At 65.8% G+C, this 18,925-nt stretch carries 13 protein-coding genes; 7 read left to right on the forward strand and 6 right to left on the reverse strand.

The window, feature by feature from the left end; translation table 11 throughout:
- Positions 1-5: 5 nt before the first annotated feature.
- Genes BH683_RS04750 through BH683_RS04760 form a run of 3 tightly spaced genes read right to left on the reverse strand, consistent with a single transcriptional unit; the run spans position 6 to position 2,931 of the window.
- Positions 6-650, reverse strand: a complete 645-nt coding sequence (locus BH683_RS04750; RefSeq protein WP_084835125.1) for a TetR family transcriptional regulator — start codon at positions 648-650, stop codon at positions 6-8.
- A 58-nt stretch (positions 651-708) separates the two neighbouring features.
- Positions 709-2,244, reverse strand: coding sequence for an MFS transporter (locus BH683_RS04755; RefSeq protein ID WP_084835126.1), 1,536 nt, complete (start codon positions 2,242-2,244; stop codon positions 709-711).
- Positions 2,245-2,247: 3 nt separating this feature from the next.
- A complete protein-coding gene (locus BH683_RS04760) occupies positions 2,248-2,931 on the reverse strand; it encodes a PadR family transcriptional regulator (RefSeq protein ID WP_084835127.1) in 684 nt (227 codons plus the stop codon).
- A gap of 97 nt (positions 2,932-3,028) precedes the next feature.
- Here BH683_RS04760 and BH683_RS04765 point away from each other — a divergent pair, with 97 nt between their 5' ends.
- The 4 genes from BH683_RS04765 (at position 3,029) to BH683_RS04780 (ending at position 12,705) form a co-directional block, all read left to right on the forward strand.
- Entirely contained in the window at positions 3,029-4,081 is a 1,053-nt protein-coding gene (locus BH683_RS04765) for a glutathione S-transferase C-terminal domain-containing protein (RefSeq protein ID WP_084835128.1), read from the forward strand.
- Positions 4,082-4,088: 7 nt separating this feature from the next.
- Positions 4,089-4,868: a hypothetical protein gene (locus BH683_RS04770; RefSeq protein ID WP_084835166.1), complete on the forward strand. Its 780-nt coding sequence runs from the start codon at positions 4,089-4,091 to the stop codon at positions 4,866-4,868.
- Positions 4,869-4,951: 83 nt separating this feature from the next.
- The gene (locus BH683_RS04775; RefSeq protein WP_246833192.1) at positions 4,952-8,731 is read left to right on the forward strand and encodes an ABC transporter ATP-binding protein; all 3,780 of its coding nucleotides are present in this window, start codon (positions 4,952-4,954) and stop codon (positions 8,729-8,731) included.
- Positions 8,732-8,835: 104 nt separating this feature from the next.
- Positions 8,836-12,705: a multifunctional oxoglutarate decarboxylase/oxoglutarate dehydrogenase thiamine pyrophosphate-binding subunit/dihydrolipoyllysine-residue succinyltransferase subunit gene (locus tag BH683_RS04780; protein WP_084835130.1), complete on the forward strand. Its 3,870-nt coding sequence runs from the start codon at positions 8,836-8,838 to the stop codon at positions 12,703-12,705.
- Positions 12,706-12,772: 67 nt separating this feature from the next.
- On the opposite strand, the gene BH683_RS04785 is transcribed toward BH683_RS04780, so the two are convergent.
- Positions 12,773-13,381: a TetR/AcrR family transcriptional regulator gene (locus tag BH683_RS04785; protein WP_246833189.1), complete on the reverse strand. Its 609-nt coding sequence runs from the start codon at positions 13,379-13,381 to the stop codon at positions 12,773-12,775.
- A gap of 93 nt (positions 13,382-13,474) precedes the next feature.
- Here BH683_RS04785 and BH683_RS04790 point away from each other — a divergent pair, with 93 nt between their 5' ends.
- From BH683_RS04790 to BH683_RS04800, 3 genes are read left to right on the forward strand one after another with little or no spacing between them, the layout of a single operon-like run.
- Positions 13,475-14,992: an NAD(P)/FAD-dependent oxidoreductase gene (locus tag BH683_RS04790; RefSeq protein WP_084835132.1), complete on the forward strand. Its 1,518-nt coding sequence runs from the start codon at positions 13,475-13,477 to the stop codon at positions 14,990-14,992.
- Positions 14,989-15,849 (forward strand): SDR family NAD(P)-dependent oxidoreductase, encoded by an 861-nt coding sequence (locus tag BH683_RS04795; protein ID WP_084835133.1) that lies wholly within the window; start codon positions 14,989-14,991, stop codon positions 15,847-15,849. Before BH683_RS04790 ends, BH683_RS04795 begins: the two co-directional genes overlap by 4 nt.
- Positions 15,846-16,781, forward strand: a complete 936-nt coding sequence (locus tag BH683_RS04800; protein WP_084835134.1) for an alpha/beta hydrolase — start codon at positions 15,846-15,848, stop codon at positions 16,779-16,781. Before BH683_RS04795 ends, BH683_RS04800 begins: the two co-directional genes overlap by 4 nt.
- On the opposite strand, the gene BH683_RS04805 is transcribed toward BH683_RS04800, so the two are convergent.
- Together BH683_RS04805 and BH683_RS04810 are read right to left on the reverse strand one after the other, a co-directional pair.
- Entirely contained in the window at positions 16,761-17,636 is an 876-nt protein-coding gene (locus tag BH683_RS04805; RefSeq protein ID WP_084835135.1) for a glycine betaine ABC transporter substrate-binding protein, read from the reverse strand. The two genes, BH683_RS04800 and BH683_RS04805, sit on opposite strands and share 21 nt — an antisense overlap.
- Positions 17,633-18,826: an NADP-dependent malic enzyme gene (locus BH683_RS04810; RefSeq protein WP_084835136.1), complete on the reverse strand. Its 1,194-nt coding sequence runs from the start codon at positions 18,824-18,826 to the stop codon at positions 17,633-17,635. The genes BH683_RS04805 and BH683_RS04810 overlap by 4 nt, the downstream gene beginning before the upstream one ends.
- Positions 18,827-18,925: the final 99 nt, after the last annotated feature.

Raw genomic sequence — 18,925 nt, forward strand, 5'->3', positions numbered from 1 at the left:
CGGATTCAGCGCGGTGTGGCGCTGGCTGCGATCCACCCGGCGATCTGGGCCAGAGACGCACGGGCGGCATCGTCGTCTCGGTCCACGAGCCACCACTGGACCGTCCCGAACAGTGTCTGCAACGCAGAGCGGACGAGGATCCGCTCCGACACCTCCCACCGCATCTCGCAGCGATCCCCGATCTCGCGGAGGTAGGCGTGCCCGTACTTCTCGGCGATCTCGTTCTGCATCTTCGCTTGCCCTGCCGATGCTGATTCAGTGGGTTGCCGCAGCGAGAACAACATCGATTCGAGCATCAACAGCCATCGATTCGGGAACTCCGACGCCCTCCGCCACACTGCGATGAGAGCCTCTTGTATCCACTCTCGCAACGCATCTCGTCCGGTACCCAGGTTCCCGGTCGGCACCGACCCCAGCAGGGCCTCGAGTTGTTCGGCGACCACCTTTTCGATCATGGCGGCGACGAGCTGCTCTTTGTCGTCGAAGCAGTAATGCACGACGCCGAGCGAGACCTTGGCCTCCTCGGCCACGCCGCGCACGGTGACCGCGCTCATCCCGCCGCGATCGGCCAGCGCTAGGGCACAGTTGATCAACTGCGCGCGCCGGGCCTCCATCGACAATCGTCGTGATCCCGGGACGTCACTGCGCATGGCGCACAGTACATATCGCAGCGGCAACCGCGTCAACCGGGCGAGGTGTCCACACTGGTCAATCCCGCGTCGCAGCAGTTGCGGCGGCGGGCCCGGTCTCGACCGGCGTCTTGTCCGCCGGCGCGATCATGTGTCGGGGCTTGGCCATGAAGGTCGCGGCCACCACACCCAGCAGTAGTGCGGCGGCAGGCAGGAACAACGACTGACCCATGGCCGAGGAGAACCCGTCCCGCACCGCTTCGGGTAGTTGGCCCACCACAGCGTCCATCGACTGGGCACCGAATGCGGGCACCTCGGCGGCGATGCGGGTCTGCATCAGCGCACCAACGGCGGCGCTTCCGAGTACCGAACCTATGAGGCGGGTCGTGTTGTAGACGCCGGCGCCCGCGCCGGCACTGCTCATCGGCAGATTGCGGGTGGCTGTGGCGCCCAGTGGCGCCCAGATCCCGGAACTGGCGATACCCATCAGCGACACCGGAAGGAGCAGCTGCCAGATCGGTGTGGTCGGCGTGGCGATCACACCGAGCCAGGCAATTGCTATCGCGTTGAGCAGCAGAGCTGTTGCGATGATGTTGCGCGGGTTGACCTTGTCGACCTGCCGGCCCACGATCGGGGCGAGCACCCCGGTCAGGACCGCCATGGGAACGGTGACCACGGCCGATTCCGTCGGGGACAGGCCACCGACCAGCTGCAGGTAGTACATGAGCGGCACCATCATCCCGGCGGTCGCGAATCCCATGGTCGCGATACCGAGACTGGCGAGTGAGAAGTTGCGGTCGAGGAAGAGTTTCAGCGGTACCAAGGGTTCGGCGGACGACCGTACCTGCAGGATCTTGTGCTGCCAGTAGACGAACAGGCCCATGACGGCGATCCCGATGCCGATGAGGGTCCAGATCCAGGGCGCCCAATGGTACTTCTCGCCATCCTGGATCCCGAACACCAAGGCGGTCATGCCGATTCCACTCAGAGCCACCCCGATCAGATCGAAGTTGCGCTTGCTGGTGGGAACAGCCGGGACGAGCTTCCAGGCCAGCACCAGACCGATGATCCCGACCGGGACGTTGACGAAGAAGATCCATTCCCAACCGAGACCGTCGACCAGGATGCCCCCGGCCAGCGGGCCGAGCAGCGTGGCCACACCGGCCACCGTCCCCCACACCCCCATCGCCGCACCGCGCTTCTCGGCGGGGAACATCCTGGTGATGAGTGCCATCGTCTGTGGGGTGATCAGCGCGGCACCGACCCCCTGCAGGCCGCGAGCGAGAATCAGCATCTCGATCGACTGCGCCAGCCCGCACAGCACACTGGCGACCGTGAAGACGATCAGGCCGAGCTGATAGATGCGCTTGGGACCGAACCGATCACCGAGCCGCCCGGCAACCAGCATCGGCACCGCGTAGGTCAACAGGTACGCACTGGACACCCAGATGACCCCGTTGACGTCGGTGTCCAGCGCTCGTTGGATGGCGGGCTGGGCGACCGCCACGATCGTCATGTCGACCAAGATCATGAAGAAGCCGATGCACAGGGCACCGAGCGCTAGCCAGGGCCTCGTGGAGATCGGTGCGGTGGGAGCCGCGGTGGGACTGCTCATCGATCAGACCTCGTTCTGTGCTGGTGTGCCCGACCCCGGGGTCGGCGCCTCGTCGGCGTGCTGGTTGTGGTCGTGGTGTTCGTCGTTCGCTCGGCGGTGCCATTCGTCGAGCCACATCAGTTGTCCCGTCGCGAGACGGCCGCGCAACTGCCTGATCCATTCGATCTGGGCTGCGAGCGCGACCCGTCGACAGCCGGCGTCGAGCATGAACATCTCCGGGAATCCCCTCGCTGCTGCGCGCGAAACCTCCGCGTCGATTGCTTCCAGTTGGTCGTGCATGGCGTCCACGCGCTGTTCGAGGAGATCGACCACCTCGCCACGACCGAGGGTGTGCGCTTCGGCGAGCGCCAGATAGAGCGCCGGGTACTCGTCGGCCGGCGTGCTCAGCATGGCTGCGATGTTGTCGCGCAGCATCGCCCTGCCGTCGTCCGTGATCGCATACACCGTGCGCTCGGGCCGATTGCCTTCGCGCTGAATGTCGCTGACTAGCAGCAGTTCTCGGTCATGTAGGCGACCGACGGTGTGGTACAGCGAGCCGGGGCGCAGCTTCGCGAATCGGTCTTCTCGACGTTCGACGAGGGTCTGGAACATCTCGTACGGGTGCATCGGCCGTTCGGTGGCGAGGCCCAGGACGAGGACCGCGAGTGGGGTCAGCTCGATGGGTGACCGACCCTGCCGACCCGGCATGTTTGCCCCAGCCCTCCATCGACCCGAATACTCCGCACGGAATATACCGCTCCGAACCCCCAAAGCTCAACCGCGGCGAGCGACTACTCTGGGAGCGATGAGCATCGAGGAAGCAGACGCGGGGACCGAGTCCTCCGGCGGCTACGTGACCACCGGCGAGGAGTTCGTCCGTGACACGAACTACATCGACAACCGGATCACCCGCGACGGCGTCGGCCCCGCCGGCGAGACCTTTCGGGTCGAACCGGGCCGATACCGGCTGATCGTCGCGCGCGCCTGCCCGTGGGCCAATCGCGCGATCATCGTCCGCCGGTTGCTCGGTCTGGAGTCAGTGCTCTCGATGGGAATGTGCGGACCCACCCACGACTCCGACAGCTGGACATTCGACCTCGATCCCGGCGGTGTGGACCCGGTGCTCGGGATCCCACGACTCAAGGACGCCTACCTGGCGCGTTATCCCGACTACCCGCGGGGCATCACCGTGCCGGCCATCGTCGACATCCCGACCGGTGCGGTGGTGACCAACGAGTTCCGCCAGATGACCCTCGATTTCTCTACAGAGTGGGTCGATCACCACCGCGAAGGCGCACCCGATCTCTATCCGGAACGCCGCCGTGAGGAGATCGACGAAGTCATCGACGTCATCTTCAAAGACGTCAACAACGGGGTTTATCGTTGCGGATTCGCCGGCGACCAGCGGGCCTACGATGCCGCCTACGACCGGCTGTTCGAACGCCTCGACCAGTTGTCCGACCGCCTGCGCGAACAGCGATACCTGGTGGGCGACACCATCACCGAGGCCGATGTGAGACTGTTCACGACGCTGGTCCGGTTCGATCCGGTCTATCACGGGCACTTCAAGTGCAACCGCAGCACACTGAGCGAGATGCCCGTGTTGTGGGCGTATGCACGCGATCTGTTCCAGACCCCCGGGTTCGGCGACACCGTCGACTTCACCCAGATCAAGCAGCACTACTACATGGTGCACACCGACATCAACCCGACCGCGATCGTGCCGCGTGGCCCCGAACTCTCCCACTGGCGCAGTCCCCATCACCGCGAAGAACTCGGCGGTAACCCCTTCGGCGACGGAACCCCGCCGCCCCCACCCCGTGACGGCGAAGTCGTACCTGCCGGACAAGGAGCCTGAACTCCCCATGGCAAAGAAACAGCTCTCCTCCATCGGTGACGGCCAGGTCGTCGGCGCCGCCCGCAAGACCGAGGGTGTGGTCGACAACCTGGTCGACCACGCTCAGCACCTCCAGGCGCCTGCCGTGGCCAAGTTCGTGCACCATCTGCGCCGCGAGCACCCTTACGATTCGCCTGCCCAGATCATCGAACGCCTCGAGAATCGATTCCTGCTGGCCGTCACCGGATCCGGCGGGGCAGTCGGCGCCGCCGCCGCGTTCCCGGGAATCGGTACCGTCGCGTCATTCGCCTCTCTCGGCGCCGAGACGGTCTTTTTCATCGAGGCATCCGCGCTGCTGTCGCTGGCCGTCGCAGAGGTACACGGCATCCCGATCACCGATCGCGAACGCCGCAAGGCGCTGGTGTTGACCGTCGCGCTCGGTGAGTCCGGACTCGCCGTGGTTCGTGACTCGCTGGGAGCGAAGTCCGGCAATCTGGCTCGCGCCTTCGGTGGGGTCATTCCCACCCCGGTCCTCAAGACGCTCAACAAACGACTGGTCAAGACCTATTTCAAGAAGTACACCCTGCAGAAGCTGCCGCTGGCCTTCGGCAAGCTGCTCCCCGCCGGCTTCGGCGCCGTGATCGGTGGCGTGGGCAACCGCGCCCTCGGCAAGATCATCGTGAACAACTCACACAAGGTGTTCGGTCCTGCCCCGATGGCGTGGCCCGCCGCGGGCGGGCCACCGCACATCGTTCCGGGTGGTGCCCCGCAGATCGTGTCCCGTCATGACGGGCCGATCTCTAGTTGACCCGTACCGAAGGGGTCCGTCTCACCCGCCCCGAAGGAGCCCGGCCGAACAAGCCCGACGGGCCACAGCTCACCGATCGCTGGATCCGGCGACTGGGCCGTGAGTGTCTGCGGCACCGCCGCCTGGTCGCGATCACCCTCAGCGTCACCGGCCTGGCCGTCCTCATCGACCTGACGGTACCGCTGCTGACCAAGGCGGCCATCGACGAGGCGACGGGCGCGGCGTCTCACGGCTACACGATCGGGATGATTGCGGCGGCGATGGCTGTCCTCGCCTTTGTGCGTTTCGGCTGCCAGTACGGCAGGCGCGTGACGGCAGGCCGATTGTCGCTAAATGTCCAGAACTCGTTGCGGTTGTCGCTGCTGAACAGCGTCCTCCGACTCGGCGGCGGCGCGCAGGACCAGATTCGTACCGGACAGGTGGTCTCGAGGTCCATCACGGACCTACAGCTCGTGCAGGGTCTGCTGGCCATGGTCCCGCTTTCCCTCGGGGCCGCAGTCCAGGTCGTCCTCGCCCTCGGCGTGATGTTCTATCTCTCGCCGCCGCTGACGCTCGTGGCCCTGTTGGTGATCCCGACGGCGGCCGCCGTCGCCTTCGCGAGCCGCAGAAAACTCTTCGCCGCGACCTGGTCCGCACAACAGTCGGCAGCGGACCTGGCCCAGCATGTCGAAGAGACCGTGACCGGGGTGCGGGTGGTCAAGGGGTTCGGCCAGGAAGAACGGGCTGTGGACGAACTCGTCGGGTTCGGACGGCGACTCTATGCCCGCCGGATGCGGTCGGCGAAGATCAACGCGCGATTTGCACCGACGCTCGCCGCGGTGCCCCAGGTCGGCATGGTGGCCATCATCGCGCTGGGCGGCTATCTGACGATGAACGGATCCATCACCGTCGGAACGTTCCTGGCCTTCGCCACCTACGTGACGACCATGACCGGTCTGGCGCGACTGCTGACCAGCCTGCTGGTGTCCGCGCAATTGGCCCGCGCGGCCGTCGAGCGGGTCTACCAGGTGATCGACGAGCCCCCGGACCCTGCGCTCGCCGCGACCGGCCGCCTCCCCGACGGACCTCTCGGCCTGACCCTGCGCGACGTCGGCTTCACGTATCCGGGCGCTTCCTCACCTGTGCTCTCGGGGGTCGATCTCGACATCGCGCCCGGCGAGGTGGTGGCCGTGGTGGGCAGGCCCGGGTCCGGTAAGTCGACGCTCGCACTGCTCGCCGATCGTTTCCATCGGCCCCAGACGGGGATCATCGAACTACGAGGCGCAGACCAGGGGTTCGACGTCGGAGACCTGGCCCCGGACGAGTTGCGATCCGCCGTCGGCGTCGTCTTCGACGAGCCTTTCCTCTACTCCGACACGGTCGCCGCGAACATCGCCCCGAACGCCCACGTCGGCAAGTTCGAGGAGGACGGCCCACTGCCCGGAGGTATCGAGTCCGCGGCCAGGCGGGCGCATGCCGACGGCTTCGTCTCGGGTCTGGCCGATGGATACCGGTCGGTGGTCGGCGAGCGCGGCCTCACCCTCTCGGGCGGCCAACGCCAGCGCATCGCTCTCGCCCGGGCCCTGTACGCCGATCCGCGCATCCTGATCCTCGACGACGCCACGTCCGCGGTGGACGCGCAGACCGAGGCGGCCATCTTCACGCACCTGCGGACGTCGACGCGCACGATGCTGATCCTCGCTCACCGACGATCAACCCTCACCCTCGCGGACCGGGTGGCAGTCCTCGACCAAGGCCGCATCATCGACGTCGGGACCGAGGCGGAACTCACGGCGCGCTGCCCCCTGTTCCGTTCGTTGATGAGCACCGATGTCGACGAGTTCGACGACCTCGAAGACGAGTTCTCCGAGCTGCCCCTGTCCGCCCTGACACTGTGGCCCTCCGAGGCGCCTGCGCCCGTCGAACGACAACGCAGGCAAGCGCCCCCGGCAACCCTCGGCGTGCGGGGCGGAGGGGGCATGTCCGGCGCGCTCGGCGCGATGGCCCCGACGCCCGAACTGCTGGCGTCCGTTGCCGGCCTCCCACCTGCGACCGAGGATCCGGCCACCGACGACGCAGAGATACGGACCGACCGGCCCGACTTCTCGCTACGTCAACTCCTGCGTCCCGTGCGCTGGCTGCTCGCCGTCGTGGTCATCTGCATCTCGGTCGACACGCTGGTCTCGCTCGCGTTCCCCACCATCGCGCGTTACGGCATCGACGGCGCAACGAGCGAACAGTCCGGCCATCTGTGGATCGCGGCCATCGCGGGCCTGGGCGCGGTCGCGATCGGTTTCGTCGCCGCCGCGGTGATGACCGTCATCACCTCCCGGGCCGGTGAACGGGTGCTCTACGCGCTGCGGGTCCGCAGCTACGCGCACCTGCAGCGCCTCGGTCTGGACTACTACGAGCGCGAGCTGTCCGGCCGGATCATGACGAGGATGACGACTGACGTCGATGCGCTGTCGACGTTCCTGCAGACCGGACTGTCGACCGCGATCGTCAGCTCGCTCACGCTCGTCGGCGTCGCTGTCGCGCTCATCCTGACCGACGCCTCGCTCGGCCTGCTGATGCTCACCGTGTTCCCGCCGATCGTCATCGCAACGGTGGTCTTCCGGCGCATCGCCGCCCGCGCGTACACGCGCTCGCGCGAGCTCGTCAGCGAGGTCAACGCCGACTTCCAAGAGAACGTGGGCGGCGTGCGCACCACCCAGGCCTACCGTCACGACGGTTTCGCAATGGCTCAGTTCACCGCCCGCGCAGCCGCCTACGTGCGTGCGCGGATGGTCTCGCAGCAGGCGATCTCCATCTTCTTCCCGTTCATCACGCTGATGTCCGACCTGGCGACCGCGGGCGTGATCGCCTTCGGCGCGCATCAGGTCGCCGCCGGCGAGACCAGCCCGGGCACGTTGGTGGCCTTCGTCCTCTATCTCGGGATGCTGTTCGGACCCGTTCAGCAGCTCTCCCAGGTCTTCGACGGGTACCAGCAGGCCCTGGTCGGGCTACGAAGGATCTCCGACCTGCTCGCCACCCGGAGCAGCGTTCGATGCCCCGACGGCGCGGACGGGACCGCACCCGCGAGCCGAGAAGACGAGCACGGTTTCGCCGGGCATGCCCAGCTCCAGGGCGTCGGCTTCCGCTACCCGGGCGCAGTGCGCGACGCCCTGTCGGACGTGGACCTCGACCTGCCGGCCGGAACGTCCCTCGCGCTCGTCGGGGAAACCGGTGCGGGCAAGTCCACGATCGTCAAACTCCTGGCCCGCTTCTACGACCCGACCACCGGGTCTGTCCGGATGGACGGCACCGACATCCGCGACTTCCGGCTCGGGCACTACCGGTCCAGACTCGGCGTCGTGCCGCAGGAGCCGCACCTGTTCACCGGAACGGTCGCCGACAACATCGCCTTCGGCAGACCGCAGGCGAGCCACGATGAGATCGTCGCCGCGGCGCGCGCGGTCGGCGCGTTGTCGATGATCGCCGAACTCCCCGGTGCGATGTCACATCCCATCGGCGAGCGCGGCCAGGGACTCTCATCCGGACAGCGGCAGCTCATCGCACTGGCCCGGGCGGAGTTGGTGAACCCCGACCTGTTGTTGCTCGACGAGGCCACCGCGACCCTCGATCAGGCCACCGAACGCCGGGTGATGGCGGCAGGCAGGCACCTGACCGGGTCGCGTAGCTCCGTGATCGTGGCGCACCGTCTGGCGACCGCTGCCAGGGCGGATCGGATCGCCGTGGTCGCGGGTGGACGGATCGTCGAGCTCGGAACTCATTCAGAACTCTTGTCGTTGAATGGCAGGTACCACGCGCTGTGGAAGGCGGGTATCACTCCGGATGAGGCCGGCGAGTCAATGACGACCCGCGGTGGTGGCCGACCGGCATAGCCCCGCCGACGCATGGGGACTAACCTTGACACCCGGAGACTTCGCAAAAGCGTCAGGTCGGCTTGGCAGCCAGACCAGTAAAGGAATTGAGGCGAGATACTGCCGTGAGCAGCAGTTCGATTTCAGACTTCGGGCAGAACGAGTGGCTGGTTGAGGAAATGTACCAGCGCTTCCAAAAAGATCCGAGCTCGGTGGATCCGAGTTGGCATGACTTCCTCAAAAACTATGCCTCGGAAGGTAACGGATCCGGGGACGACAGCCCTGGAAGTACCGGCTCGGGCAGCAAGGACTCCGCCGACGGCGGGTCCGAGGGGAAGAGCGAGAAGAAGGCCGCGGCCGCGTCGTCCGGCAATGGTGCCTCGGCACCGAAACCGGCCGTCGACGCAACCCCGGCAAGCAAGGCCGCCGCCGGGCAGTCGGACACCAGCCGGGACGCATCGGCGCAGACGACGGCCCAGACCACGCCTGCACCCGAGAAGAAGAGCCCGCCGAACGACGCCGCCAAGGCCGCGCCCAAGAAGGCTGTGCGCCCGACGACCGACGCCCCGCGTAAAGACGCGAAGAAGTCGGCGCCTGCGAAGGCGGCTCCGGCAGAGACCACCGACGAGGCCACGAACAAGGTGTTGCGTGGACCAGCCGCCGCGATCGCCAAGAACATGGCGGCCTCGCTGCAGATCCCCACCGCGACCAGTGTGCGTGCGGTGCCCGCGAAACTGATGATCGACAACCGCGTGGTCATCAACAACCACCTCGCGCGTACCCGCGGCGGCAAGGTCTCCTTCACACACATCCTCGGGTTCGCGATCGTCCAGGCGATCAAGTCGTTCCCCGGCATGAACCGGCACTTCGCCGAGGTCGACGGCAAGCCGAACGTCGTCCAGCCCGCCCACACCAACCTCGGACTCGCGATCGACCTGCCCGGCAAGGACGGGTCTCGCACCCTCGTCGTCGCGGCGATCAAGCGCACCGAGACCATGAACTTCGCGCAGTTCCACGCGGCCTATGAGGACATCGTCCGACGGGCACGCGAGGGCAAGCTCACCGGCGACGACTTCGCGGGCGTGACCATCTCGCTCACCAACCCCGGAACCATCGGGACCGTCCACTCGGTACCGCGCCTGATGAAGGGGCAGGGCACCATCGTCGGCGCCGGTGCGATGGAGTACCCGGCGGAGTTCCAGGGCGCCTCCGACGAGCAGATCGCCGCGCTCGCCGTCGGCAAGCTGATGACGCTCACCTCGACCTACGATCACCGCATCATCCAGGGCGCCGAGTCCGGCGACTTCCTGCGGACCATTCACCAGCTCTTGCTGTCGGATGAGTTCTTCGATGAGATCTTCACCACCCTGCACATCCCGTACGAGCCGATCCGCTGGCGCCGCGACATCCCCGAAGGTGCCGTCGACAAGAATGCGCGCGTTCTGGAACTGATTGCGGCATATCGCAATCGAGGTCATCTGATGGCGGACATCGATCCGCTGATGATCGATTCCGACGCCCGCTCGGCACACCCCGATCTCGACGTGCTCACCTACGACCTGACGCTGTGGGATCTCGATCGCAGCTTCAACGTCGGTGGTTTCCACGGCGAGAACAAGATGAAGTTGCGCGACGTCCTGTCGATCCTGCGGGATTCCTACTGCCGGCATGTGGGTGTCGAGTACACCCACATCCTCGAGCCGGAGCAGCAGCAGTGGTTGCAGGAACGCGTCGAGATCAAGCACGTCAAGCCTCCGGTGGCCGAACAGAAGTACATTCTGTCCAAACTCAATGCCGCCGAGGCCTTCGAGACGTTCTTGCAGACCAAATACGTCGGCCAGAAGCGCTTCTCGCTCGAGGGCGCCGAGGCCGTCATCCCGATGATGGACGGCGTCATCGACCAGAGCGCCGAGTACGGACTCGACGAGGTCGTCATCGGGATGCCGCACCGCGGCCGCCTCAACGTGCTGGCGAACATCGTCGGCAAGCCGTACTCCAAGATCTTCACCGAGTTCGAGGGCAATCTGAACCCGTCGCAGGCGCACGGATCCGGCGACGTCAAGTACCACCTCGGCGCCGAGGGCAAGTACTACCAGATGTTCGGGGACAACGAGATCAACGTCTCCCTGACCGCGAACCCCTCGCATCTCGAGGCGGTCGACCCGGTACTCGAAGGGCTCGTGCGCGCCAAACAGGACCTGCGCGACCTCGGTGACGGAGCCTTCACGGTGCTGCCCCTGATGCTGCACGGCGACGCCGCATTCGCAGGTCAGGGCGTGGTTGCCGAAACCCTCAACCTCGCCATGCTGCGCGGTTACCGGACCGGCGGCACCGTGCACATCGTCGTCAACAACCAGGTCGGCTTCACCACCGCACCCGAGGCGTCTCGCTCGTCCGAGTACTGCACCGATGTGGCCAAGATGATCGGCGCCCCGATCTTCCACGTCAACGGCGACGACCCCGAGGCCTGCGTCTGGGCCGCCAAGCTGGCCGTCGACTACCGCCAGAAGTTCAACAAGGACGTCGTCATCGACCTCGTCTGCTACCGCCGTCGCGGACACAACGAAGGCGACGACCCGTCGATGACGCAGCCGGCGATGTACGACGTGATCGACACCAAGCGCAGCGTCCGCAAGAGCTACACCGAGGCCCTGATCGGTCGTGGTGACATCTCGACCAAGGAGGCCGAGGACGCTCTCCGCGACTACCAGGGTCAGCTCGAACGGGTCTTCAACGAGGTCCGCGAGCTGGAAAAGTACCAGGCCGCCCCGAGCCCCTCGGTCGAGTCGGATCAGGTTCTCCCGGTCAAACTCGAGACCAAGATCTCGAAGGAGACGATGGAGCGGATCGGCGACGCATTCGTCAACGTCCCCGATGGCTTCACCGTCCACCAGCGGGTCAAGCCGGTGCTCAAGAAGCGTTACGAGATGTCCCGGAACGGCAACGTGGACTGGGCATTCGGCGAGCTCCTGGCCTTCGGGTCACTCGTCGAAGAGGGGCGCACCGTGCGCTTGTCCGGCCAGGACTCGCGCCGCGGCACGTTCACCCAGCGTCATTCGGTGCTCATCGACCGCGAGAACGGCGACGAGTACACCCCCCTGAGGACCGTCGCAGAGACCAACCCGGACAACCCCGGCCGGTTCCTCGCGTACGACTCGGCGCTGAGCGAGTACGCCGTCGTCGGCTTCGAATACGGTTACTCCGTCGGCGACCCCGACGCCCTCGTGCTGTGGGAAGCCCAGTTCGGTGACTTCGTCAATGGCGCGCAGTCGATCATCGACGAGTTCATCTCGTCGGGTGAGGCCAAGTGGGGTCAGACCTCCGACGTGGTGCTGCTGCTCCCCCACGGCCATGAAGGTCAGGGTCCCGACCACACCTCAGGTCGCATCGAGCGATTCCTGCTGCTGTGCGCGGAGGGTTCGATGACCGTCGCACTGCCGTCGACACCGGCGAGCTATTTCCACCTGCTTCGTCGTCACGTCCTCGATGGGATCAGCCGTCCGCTCGTGGTCTTCACACCGAAGTCCATGCTGCGCAACAAGGCTGCGGTGTCCCCGGTGTCCGAATTCACCGAAGGTAAGTTCAAGTCGGTCATCGACGACCCCGCATTCGATTCCGGCGGCGACCGCGAGAAGGTGCGTCGCGTCCTGCTCGTGTCCGGCAAGTTGTACTACGAGCTGGCTGCGCGCAAGGAGAAGGACAAACGCGACGACGTCGCGATCGTCCGGGTCGAGCAGCTCTACCCGGTGCCGCACAAGCGCCTTCGCAATGCGCTCGTGCAGTACACGAACATGGAAGAGATCTTCTGGGTTCAGGAAGAGCCGGCGAACCAGGGGGCGTGGCCGTTCTTCGGCCTGAACCTTCCGGAAATGCTGCCGGAGTTCTTCCAGGGCCTGCGTCGGGTGTCGCGTCGTGCGATGTCCGCACCGTCGTCCGGCTCCTCGAAGGTCCACGCCGTCGAGCAGCAGGAGATCATCGACACCGCGTTCGGCTGATCTCAGACCCCGATCATGGGTCCTTTTGGCGAAGAAAACCCCAGGTGGGGTGCGCCAAAAGGGCCCATCATCGGAGGGTGGGGTCCGCTGCCAGCGTTGCGAGCACCGGCAGCGATCGGGCGATCAGTTCGACGATCTCGTCGCGGCTGACGCCCCCCTCGTCCTGTAGCCAGCGCACGGTCACCTGTTCGCTGAACGTCACCCATCCGTGCACTGCGAGTTCGATCAGTGGTGTCCGGTTCAGATCCAGGAGTTCGGCGAGGCCGAGCACCCGCTCCGCCATCACCGTGCGCGTGTCGTCGGCGACCTTGCGCATCGCGGGGTCCGACGCCCCCGCACCCTGCAGGATCGCAAGGTAGGCCGAGCGATTCGCCGATACGTAGTCGATGTACGCCGCGAGTGAACCCCTGGCGATGGCGATGGGGTCACCCAGGGTGAGATCGGGTTCGGTGCGTGCCAGCATCCGCCGGCTCTGCTCTGTCGTCAGTGCCACCAGGAAGTCCTGTTTGGACTCGAAATAGTGGAAGAGCAGCGCGCGCGACACCCCGGCCGCCTCGGCCACTTCTTCGACCGACACCTCATCGAGCGCGCGGTCGTCGAGCATCCGCAGACCATGGCTGATCAGCTGGTCTCGCCTGGCCTCGGGGCTCATCCTGGTTCGTCGTGCGGTCGTCACAAGACCTGATCATACTGACTAGCTGTCAATAAGCGACCGAGAACCACGCGGCGCACTATTGACAGCTCGTCAATAGGCGGTATGTTCTTACCCATGAACGTTGTAAAGATCGCCATCATCGGCGCGGGCTTCTCCGGACTGGGCGCAGCCATCAAGCTGCAGCAAAACGGCTTCGACGACTTCGTGATCCTCGATCGCGGGAGCGACTTCGGCGGCACCTGGCGCGACAACACCTACCCCGGCGCAGCCTGCGATGTCCCCTCGCACCTGTACTCGTACTCGTTCGCCCTGAACCCGTCGTGGAGCCGGTCGTTCTCGCAGCAGCCGGAGATCCACCGGTACATCAACCACGTCGCGGACAAGTACGACCTGGGGTCGAAGACGAAGTGGAACACCGAGGTCACCAACACCGCCTGGGACGAGGAATCCGGGCAGTGGATCATCGACACGTCGAACGGTCAGTTCCGTGCAGACTTCATGGTCGCCGGCGTCGGCCCACTCTGTGAACCGAAGCTGCCGGACGTGAAGGGCATCGAGGGCTTCACCGGCGAGATCTTCCACTCCGCCCGCTGGAACTCCGACTACGACCTGAAAGGCAAGCGGGTCGCCGTGATCGGCACCGGCGCCTCGGCCGTCCAGATCATTCCCGAGCTCGCCAAGACAGTGGGACAGCTCGACGTCTACCAACGGACCGCACCGTGGATCCTGCCGCGTGCGGACCGGCCGTACTCGTCCGGTGAGAACTGGGCATTCAAGAACATCCCCGGATACCAGCGAGCCACCCGGGCGACCATCTACGCGGCCCATGAGCTCGTCTCCTTCGGTCTCACCCATGCCCCGAACATGCTCGCCGCAGGCAAGATCGCCGGCAGGCGCAACATCGCCCGCGGCATCTCCGACAAGAAGCTACGCGCCGCGGTCACCCCGAACTGGAAGGTCGGCTGCAAGCGAATCCTGCTGTCCAACACGTACTATCCTGCGCTGAACCAGGACAACGTCGAATTGGTCACCGACCCCATCAAGGAGGTCACCGCCACCGGGATCGTCACCGCCGACGGTGTCGCCCGCGAAGTCGACGCGATCGTGGTCGCCACCGGATTCCACGTGACCGACTCCCCCGTGTTCGAGCACATCATCGGCAAGGACGGTCGCAGCCTCGCCGAGGTCTGGGCGAGCACCGGGATGCAGGCCTACAAAGGCACCACCGTCAACGGTTTCCCCAACATGTTCCTGATGGTCGGACCGTCGACCGGTCTCGGCCACACCTCGATGGTCTACATGATCGAGTCGCAGCTGAACTATCTCGTCGACTACTTCAGACTGCAGCGGCAGTACGACATCGCGCGGGTCGAGGTCCGCCCAGACGTCCAGCGCGACTACAACGTCGGCATCCAGGACAACCTCAAGTCGAGTGTGTGGGAGACCGGCGGTTGCGCCAGTTGGTACAAGGACGCATTCGGCAACATCACCACCCTGTGGCCCGGATTCACCTTCAACTACCGCCGCATCACCCGTAAGTTCGACCTTGCCGCCTACGACACAGCCAGTGCGCGGTCTCTGAACCCCACGGCCGGCACGATCCCTGCAGCGAAAGAAACGGTGACCTCATGAAGAACTTCACGGGCAAGGTAGCAGTGGTGACCGGAGCCGGATCGGGCATGGGTCGCGACCTCGCGCTCCAACTCGCCGGTAAGGGCGCTCTCGTCGCGATCAGCGACGTGAACCCCGCGGGCCTGGAGGAAACCGAGCGTCTCCTCAAAGCCCAGGGGGCGCAGGTTCATGCACAGCTGCTCAATGTCGCCGAACGCGAAGCGGTCCTCGAGTACGCAGACACCGTCGCCGAACATTTCGGCAAGGTCAACCTGGTGATCAACAACGCGGGCATCGCACACCACGGCGAAGTCGAGATCACCGAGTTCAAGCAGTACGAGCGTGTGATGGACATCGACTACTGGGGCGTCGTCAACGGCACCAAGGCGTTCCTGCCGTATCTCATCGCCTCGGGCGACGGCCATGTCGTGAACACCTCATCGTTGTTCGGCATCCTGGCCATGCCCGGCCAAAGTGCTTACAACGCAGCCAAGTTCGCGGTGCGCGGTTTCACCGAGTCGCTGTACCAGGAGATGAAGATCGCCGGTCATCCCGTCCAGGTGACGTGTGTGCACCCCGGTGGCATCAAGACCGCGATCGCCCGCAACGCGACCGTCTCCGATGGACATGATCAGCGGACCACCGCAGAACTCTTCGACAAGAAGCTGGCCCGGACGACGTCGGCACGCGCCGCGGAGATCATCATCTCGGCCATCGAGAAGAACCGCCCCCGAGTACTGGTCGGCGCGGACGCGAAGGTCATCGATCTGCTGGTCCGCGCAGGCGGTTCCATGTACGAGGTCGTCATCTCCAAGTTCGCCGGGCGCCTCGCCCCGAAGCCGGAAACCGTCATCCAGCATCCGTCGGAACTCCTGTGAGAGCACCCCGCCCGGCACTGTCCATCCCGGTCAGCGAGGTGCTCTTCAAGCCGTTGTTCAGGCTCTCACTGAACGCCCGGTTGTCCCCGGCGATCCAGCGAAAGCTGCTCGACGCGAGTGCCTTCGCAATTCCTGCGCTCCCCGATCAGGTGATCCGTCAGCTCACCCTCGCGGGGAGGGCGACCGAGAGGATCACGGTCGGTCCCACCCACCACGGCCGCGCGATCCTGTACCTGCATGGTGGCGCTTACACCGTCGGTTCGGCGAGATCTCATCGCGGGCTGACCACCACCCTGGCGCGGGCCGCCCAAGCCGAGGTCTACGTTCTCGACTACCGACTGGCACCGGAACATCCCTGCCCGGCGGCGGTCAACGATGCCGTGGCAGCCTTCCGCGACCTGATGAGCCGCGGATACGCCCCGGAATCCATCGCGATCGCGGGAGACTCGGCCGGTGGCGGGCTCTCGGTCGCCACCGCCCGGGTGCTGATCGACGAGCACGGGATCACACCGGCTGCCCTGGGACTGATCTCCCCCTGGGTCGACCCCGCCGTCAGGCAATCCGACGACGACACCGGCAATGGGGCCACCGACATCGTGGTCAACGGCGCGTGGTCGAGCCAGGCCGCAGACATGTACCTGGGCGATGGCGATCCTGACGATCCGCGGTATGCACCGGGCCGCGGAGACCTCACAGGACTCCCACCGACCCTGGTCCAGATCGGCAGGCCCGAAATCCTCTTCGATCAGGTCACCGAGTTCGCGGGTAAGCTGCGGGCCGCCGGTGTCGAGTCGAAGCTCAGCGACCTGGGCCGTCTGTGGCACGTCGGACATGTGGCCGCGCCACTGATGCCGGCGGCTGATGCGGCCGTCGAGGAGCTCGGCGAGTTCTTGAGTGCTCACCTCCGTACGTCAGAGGCTGTGCTCACCTAGCCAGCGCTGCGCGACCGTCGAGATGTCTGCTCCACCGTCGACCTCACGAGACATCGTGGTGAGGTCGGCGGTGGTCAGTTCTCCGGCCACCTTGTTCATCGCCTGGAACAACACCCGGCTCAGGGATGCGGTCCGGAAGACCGGCACCAGGTCTTCGGCGCGCAGCACGTCGCCCGTATCCGCCAGGCCTTGCAGACCCGAATCGTCTGCGACCACCGGAAGGGGTGGGAACAGGCCGGCGGCCCGGCCCGCCGCGACCTCGGCAACGGCCGCCTGCGCATCCAACTGGTTCGGCGGCGCGAAACCGCACCCCGCCGCACTCAATGCAGCCGCGATGTCCGGGTCCGGTTCGTCGATCGTCACCAGCGGCAGGCCTGCGGGCAGGCGTGCACACTCGGTGAGTTCATCGACGCCGGCGGAGGTGGCGAGCGATTCGGCGACGAACACCAGCGGCTTGTTGGCCACACTGGTGACATCACCCGCCGAAACACCCTGCGGCAATGCCTGATTGAGCTGGGCGTAGACGTCTTCCGACGACAGCGCGGTGGTACCCGGATCGAGTTGCCCGAGCAGTTCACCAGACCAGGCAGGCATCAGATCAAGTGACCTGTCGTCGAGTTCGTCCAGCAGCTCCGCATCGGTTCCCACCGGATGTTCCGCTGACACCACAGCCCCTGCACCTCGCAGCGCACCGGCGTAGATGACAGCGGCGACCCGGCTCGGGGTGTCCGCAGTCGAACCGGTCACCAACGCCTGCGGGGTCGGTCCCGGGTCGGCGCACCCCGCCACCAGCAAGGCACCTACCAGCGTCAACGCGGGCAGGATGCCGCGCCTGCCTCGCAATGCCGCAATCACCCCTGGCCGGCCACCCGTGCGACTGCGGCGGCGACTGCCGGCGCGACCCGGGGGTCGAGCGGGCTCGGCACGATCATGTCCGCTGCGAGGTCGTCTCCGAGAACGTCGACGATCGCGTCTGCGGCCGCCAGTTTCATCTCCTCGGTGATCCGGCGGGCACCGGCATCGAGCGCACCCCGGAACACTCCCGGGAATGCCAGCACATTGTTGATCTGGTTCGGGAAGTCGCTGCGCCCGGTCGCGACGATCGCCGCGTACTTGGCGGCGACATCCGGATGAACTTCAGGATCCGGATTGGACAGGGCAAAGATGATGGCGCCCGAGTTCATCGTCGCCAATGCCTCTTCCGGGACCTTCCCCGCGCTGACGCCGACGAACACGTCAGCGCCGACGAGCGCGTCCGACAACGATCCCGTGCGGCCGTCGGGATTGGTACGGCCCGCGACCTCCTCCTTCACGCCATTGAGGTTGTCGCGGCCGGCGTGGACGATGCCTTTGCTGTCGATGACGGTCACGTCAGAGATGCCGTCGGCCAGCAGGATGTTCGTGCAGGCCACGCCCGCGGCGCCGCAACCTGAGACCACGACCTTGAGCTCGCTGCGCGGCCGATCCTGAAGTTTGGTGGCCGCCTTGAGCGCTGCCAGCACCACGATCGCGGTACCGTGCTGATCGTCGTGCATCACCGGGCAGTCGAGCGCTTCGATGACCCGCTTCTCGATCTCGAAACACCGCGGCGCCGAGATGTCCTCGAGGTTCACCGCCCCGAAGGAATGTCGAAGCCGGACAAGAGTTTCGACGATCTCATCAGGATCGTTGGTGCTCAGCACGAGTGGGATCGAGTCGAGACCGGCGAAGTTCTTGAACAGCGCCGACTTGCCCTCCATCACCGGAAGCGAAGCGCTCGGTCCGATGTCGCCGAGCCCGAGCACCGCGCTGCCATCGCTGACGACCACGACCAACCGGCTCGTCCAGGTGTAGCGGCGCGCCAGTTCGGGCTGTTCGGCGATGGCGCGCGAGACCTCTGCCACTCCCGGCGTGTAGGCGATCGAGAGAGCGCGTTTGGTGTCGAGAGGGGCAGTGATGCCCACCGACAACTTCCCACCCTCATGTCCGGCGAAGATCTCCTCACGGGTGATCGCCCTGGCATCTGCTTCGGGTACGGGCGTTTGAACGCCGCTCACGTCAGTCACGGCGATTACGCTACTTCAACTCGAAAAGCTCTCAGGGCATTACCTGCCGATCGTGAGGAAACCGCGACCCCGGGTTGTGTTCGCCTGTTCGATCGATGC

The organism is Williamsia sp. 1138 (assembly GCF_002095435.2).
In the GTDB taxonomy this organism is placed as follows: Bacteria; Actinomycetota; Actinomycetes; order Mycobacteriales; family Mycobacteriaceae; genus Williamsia.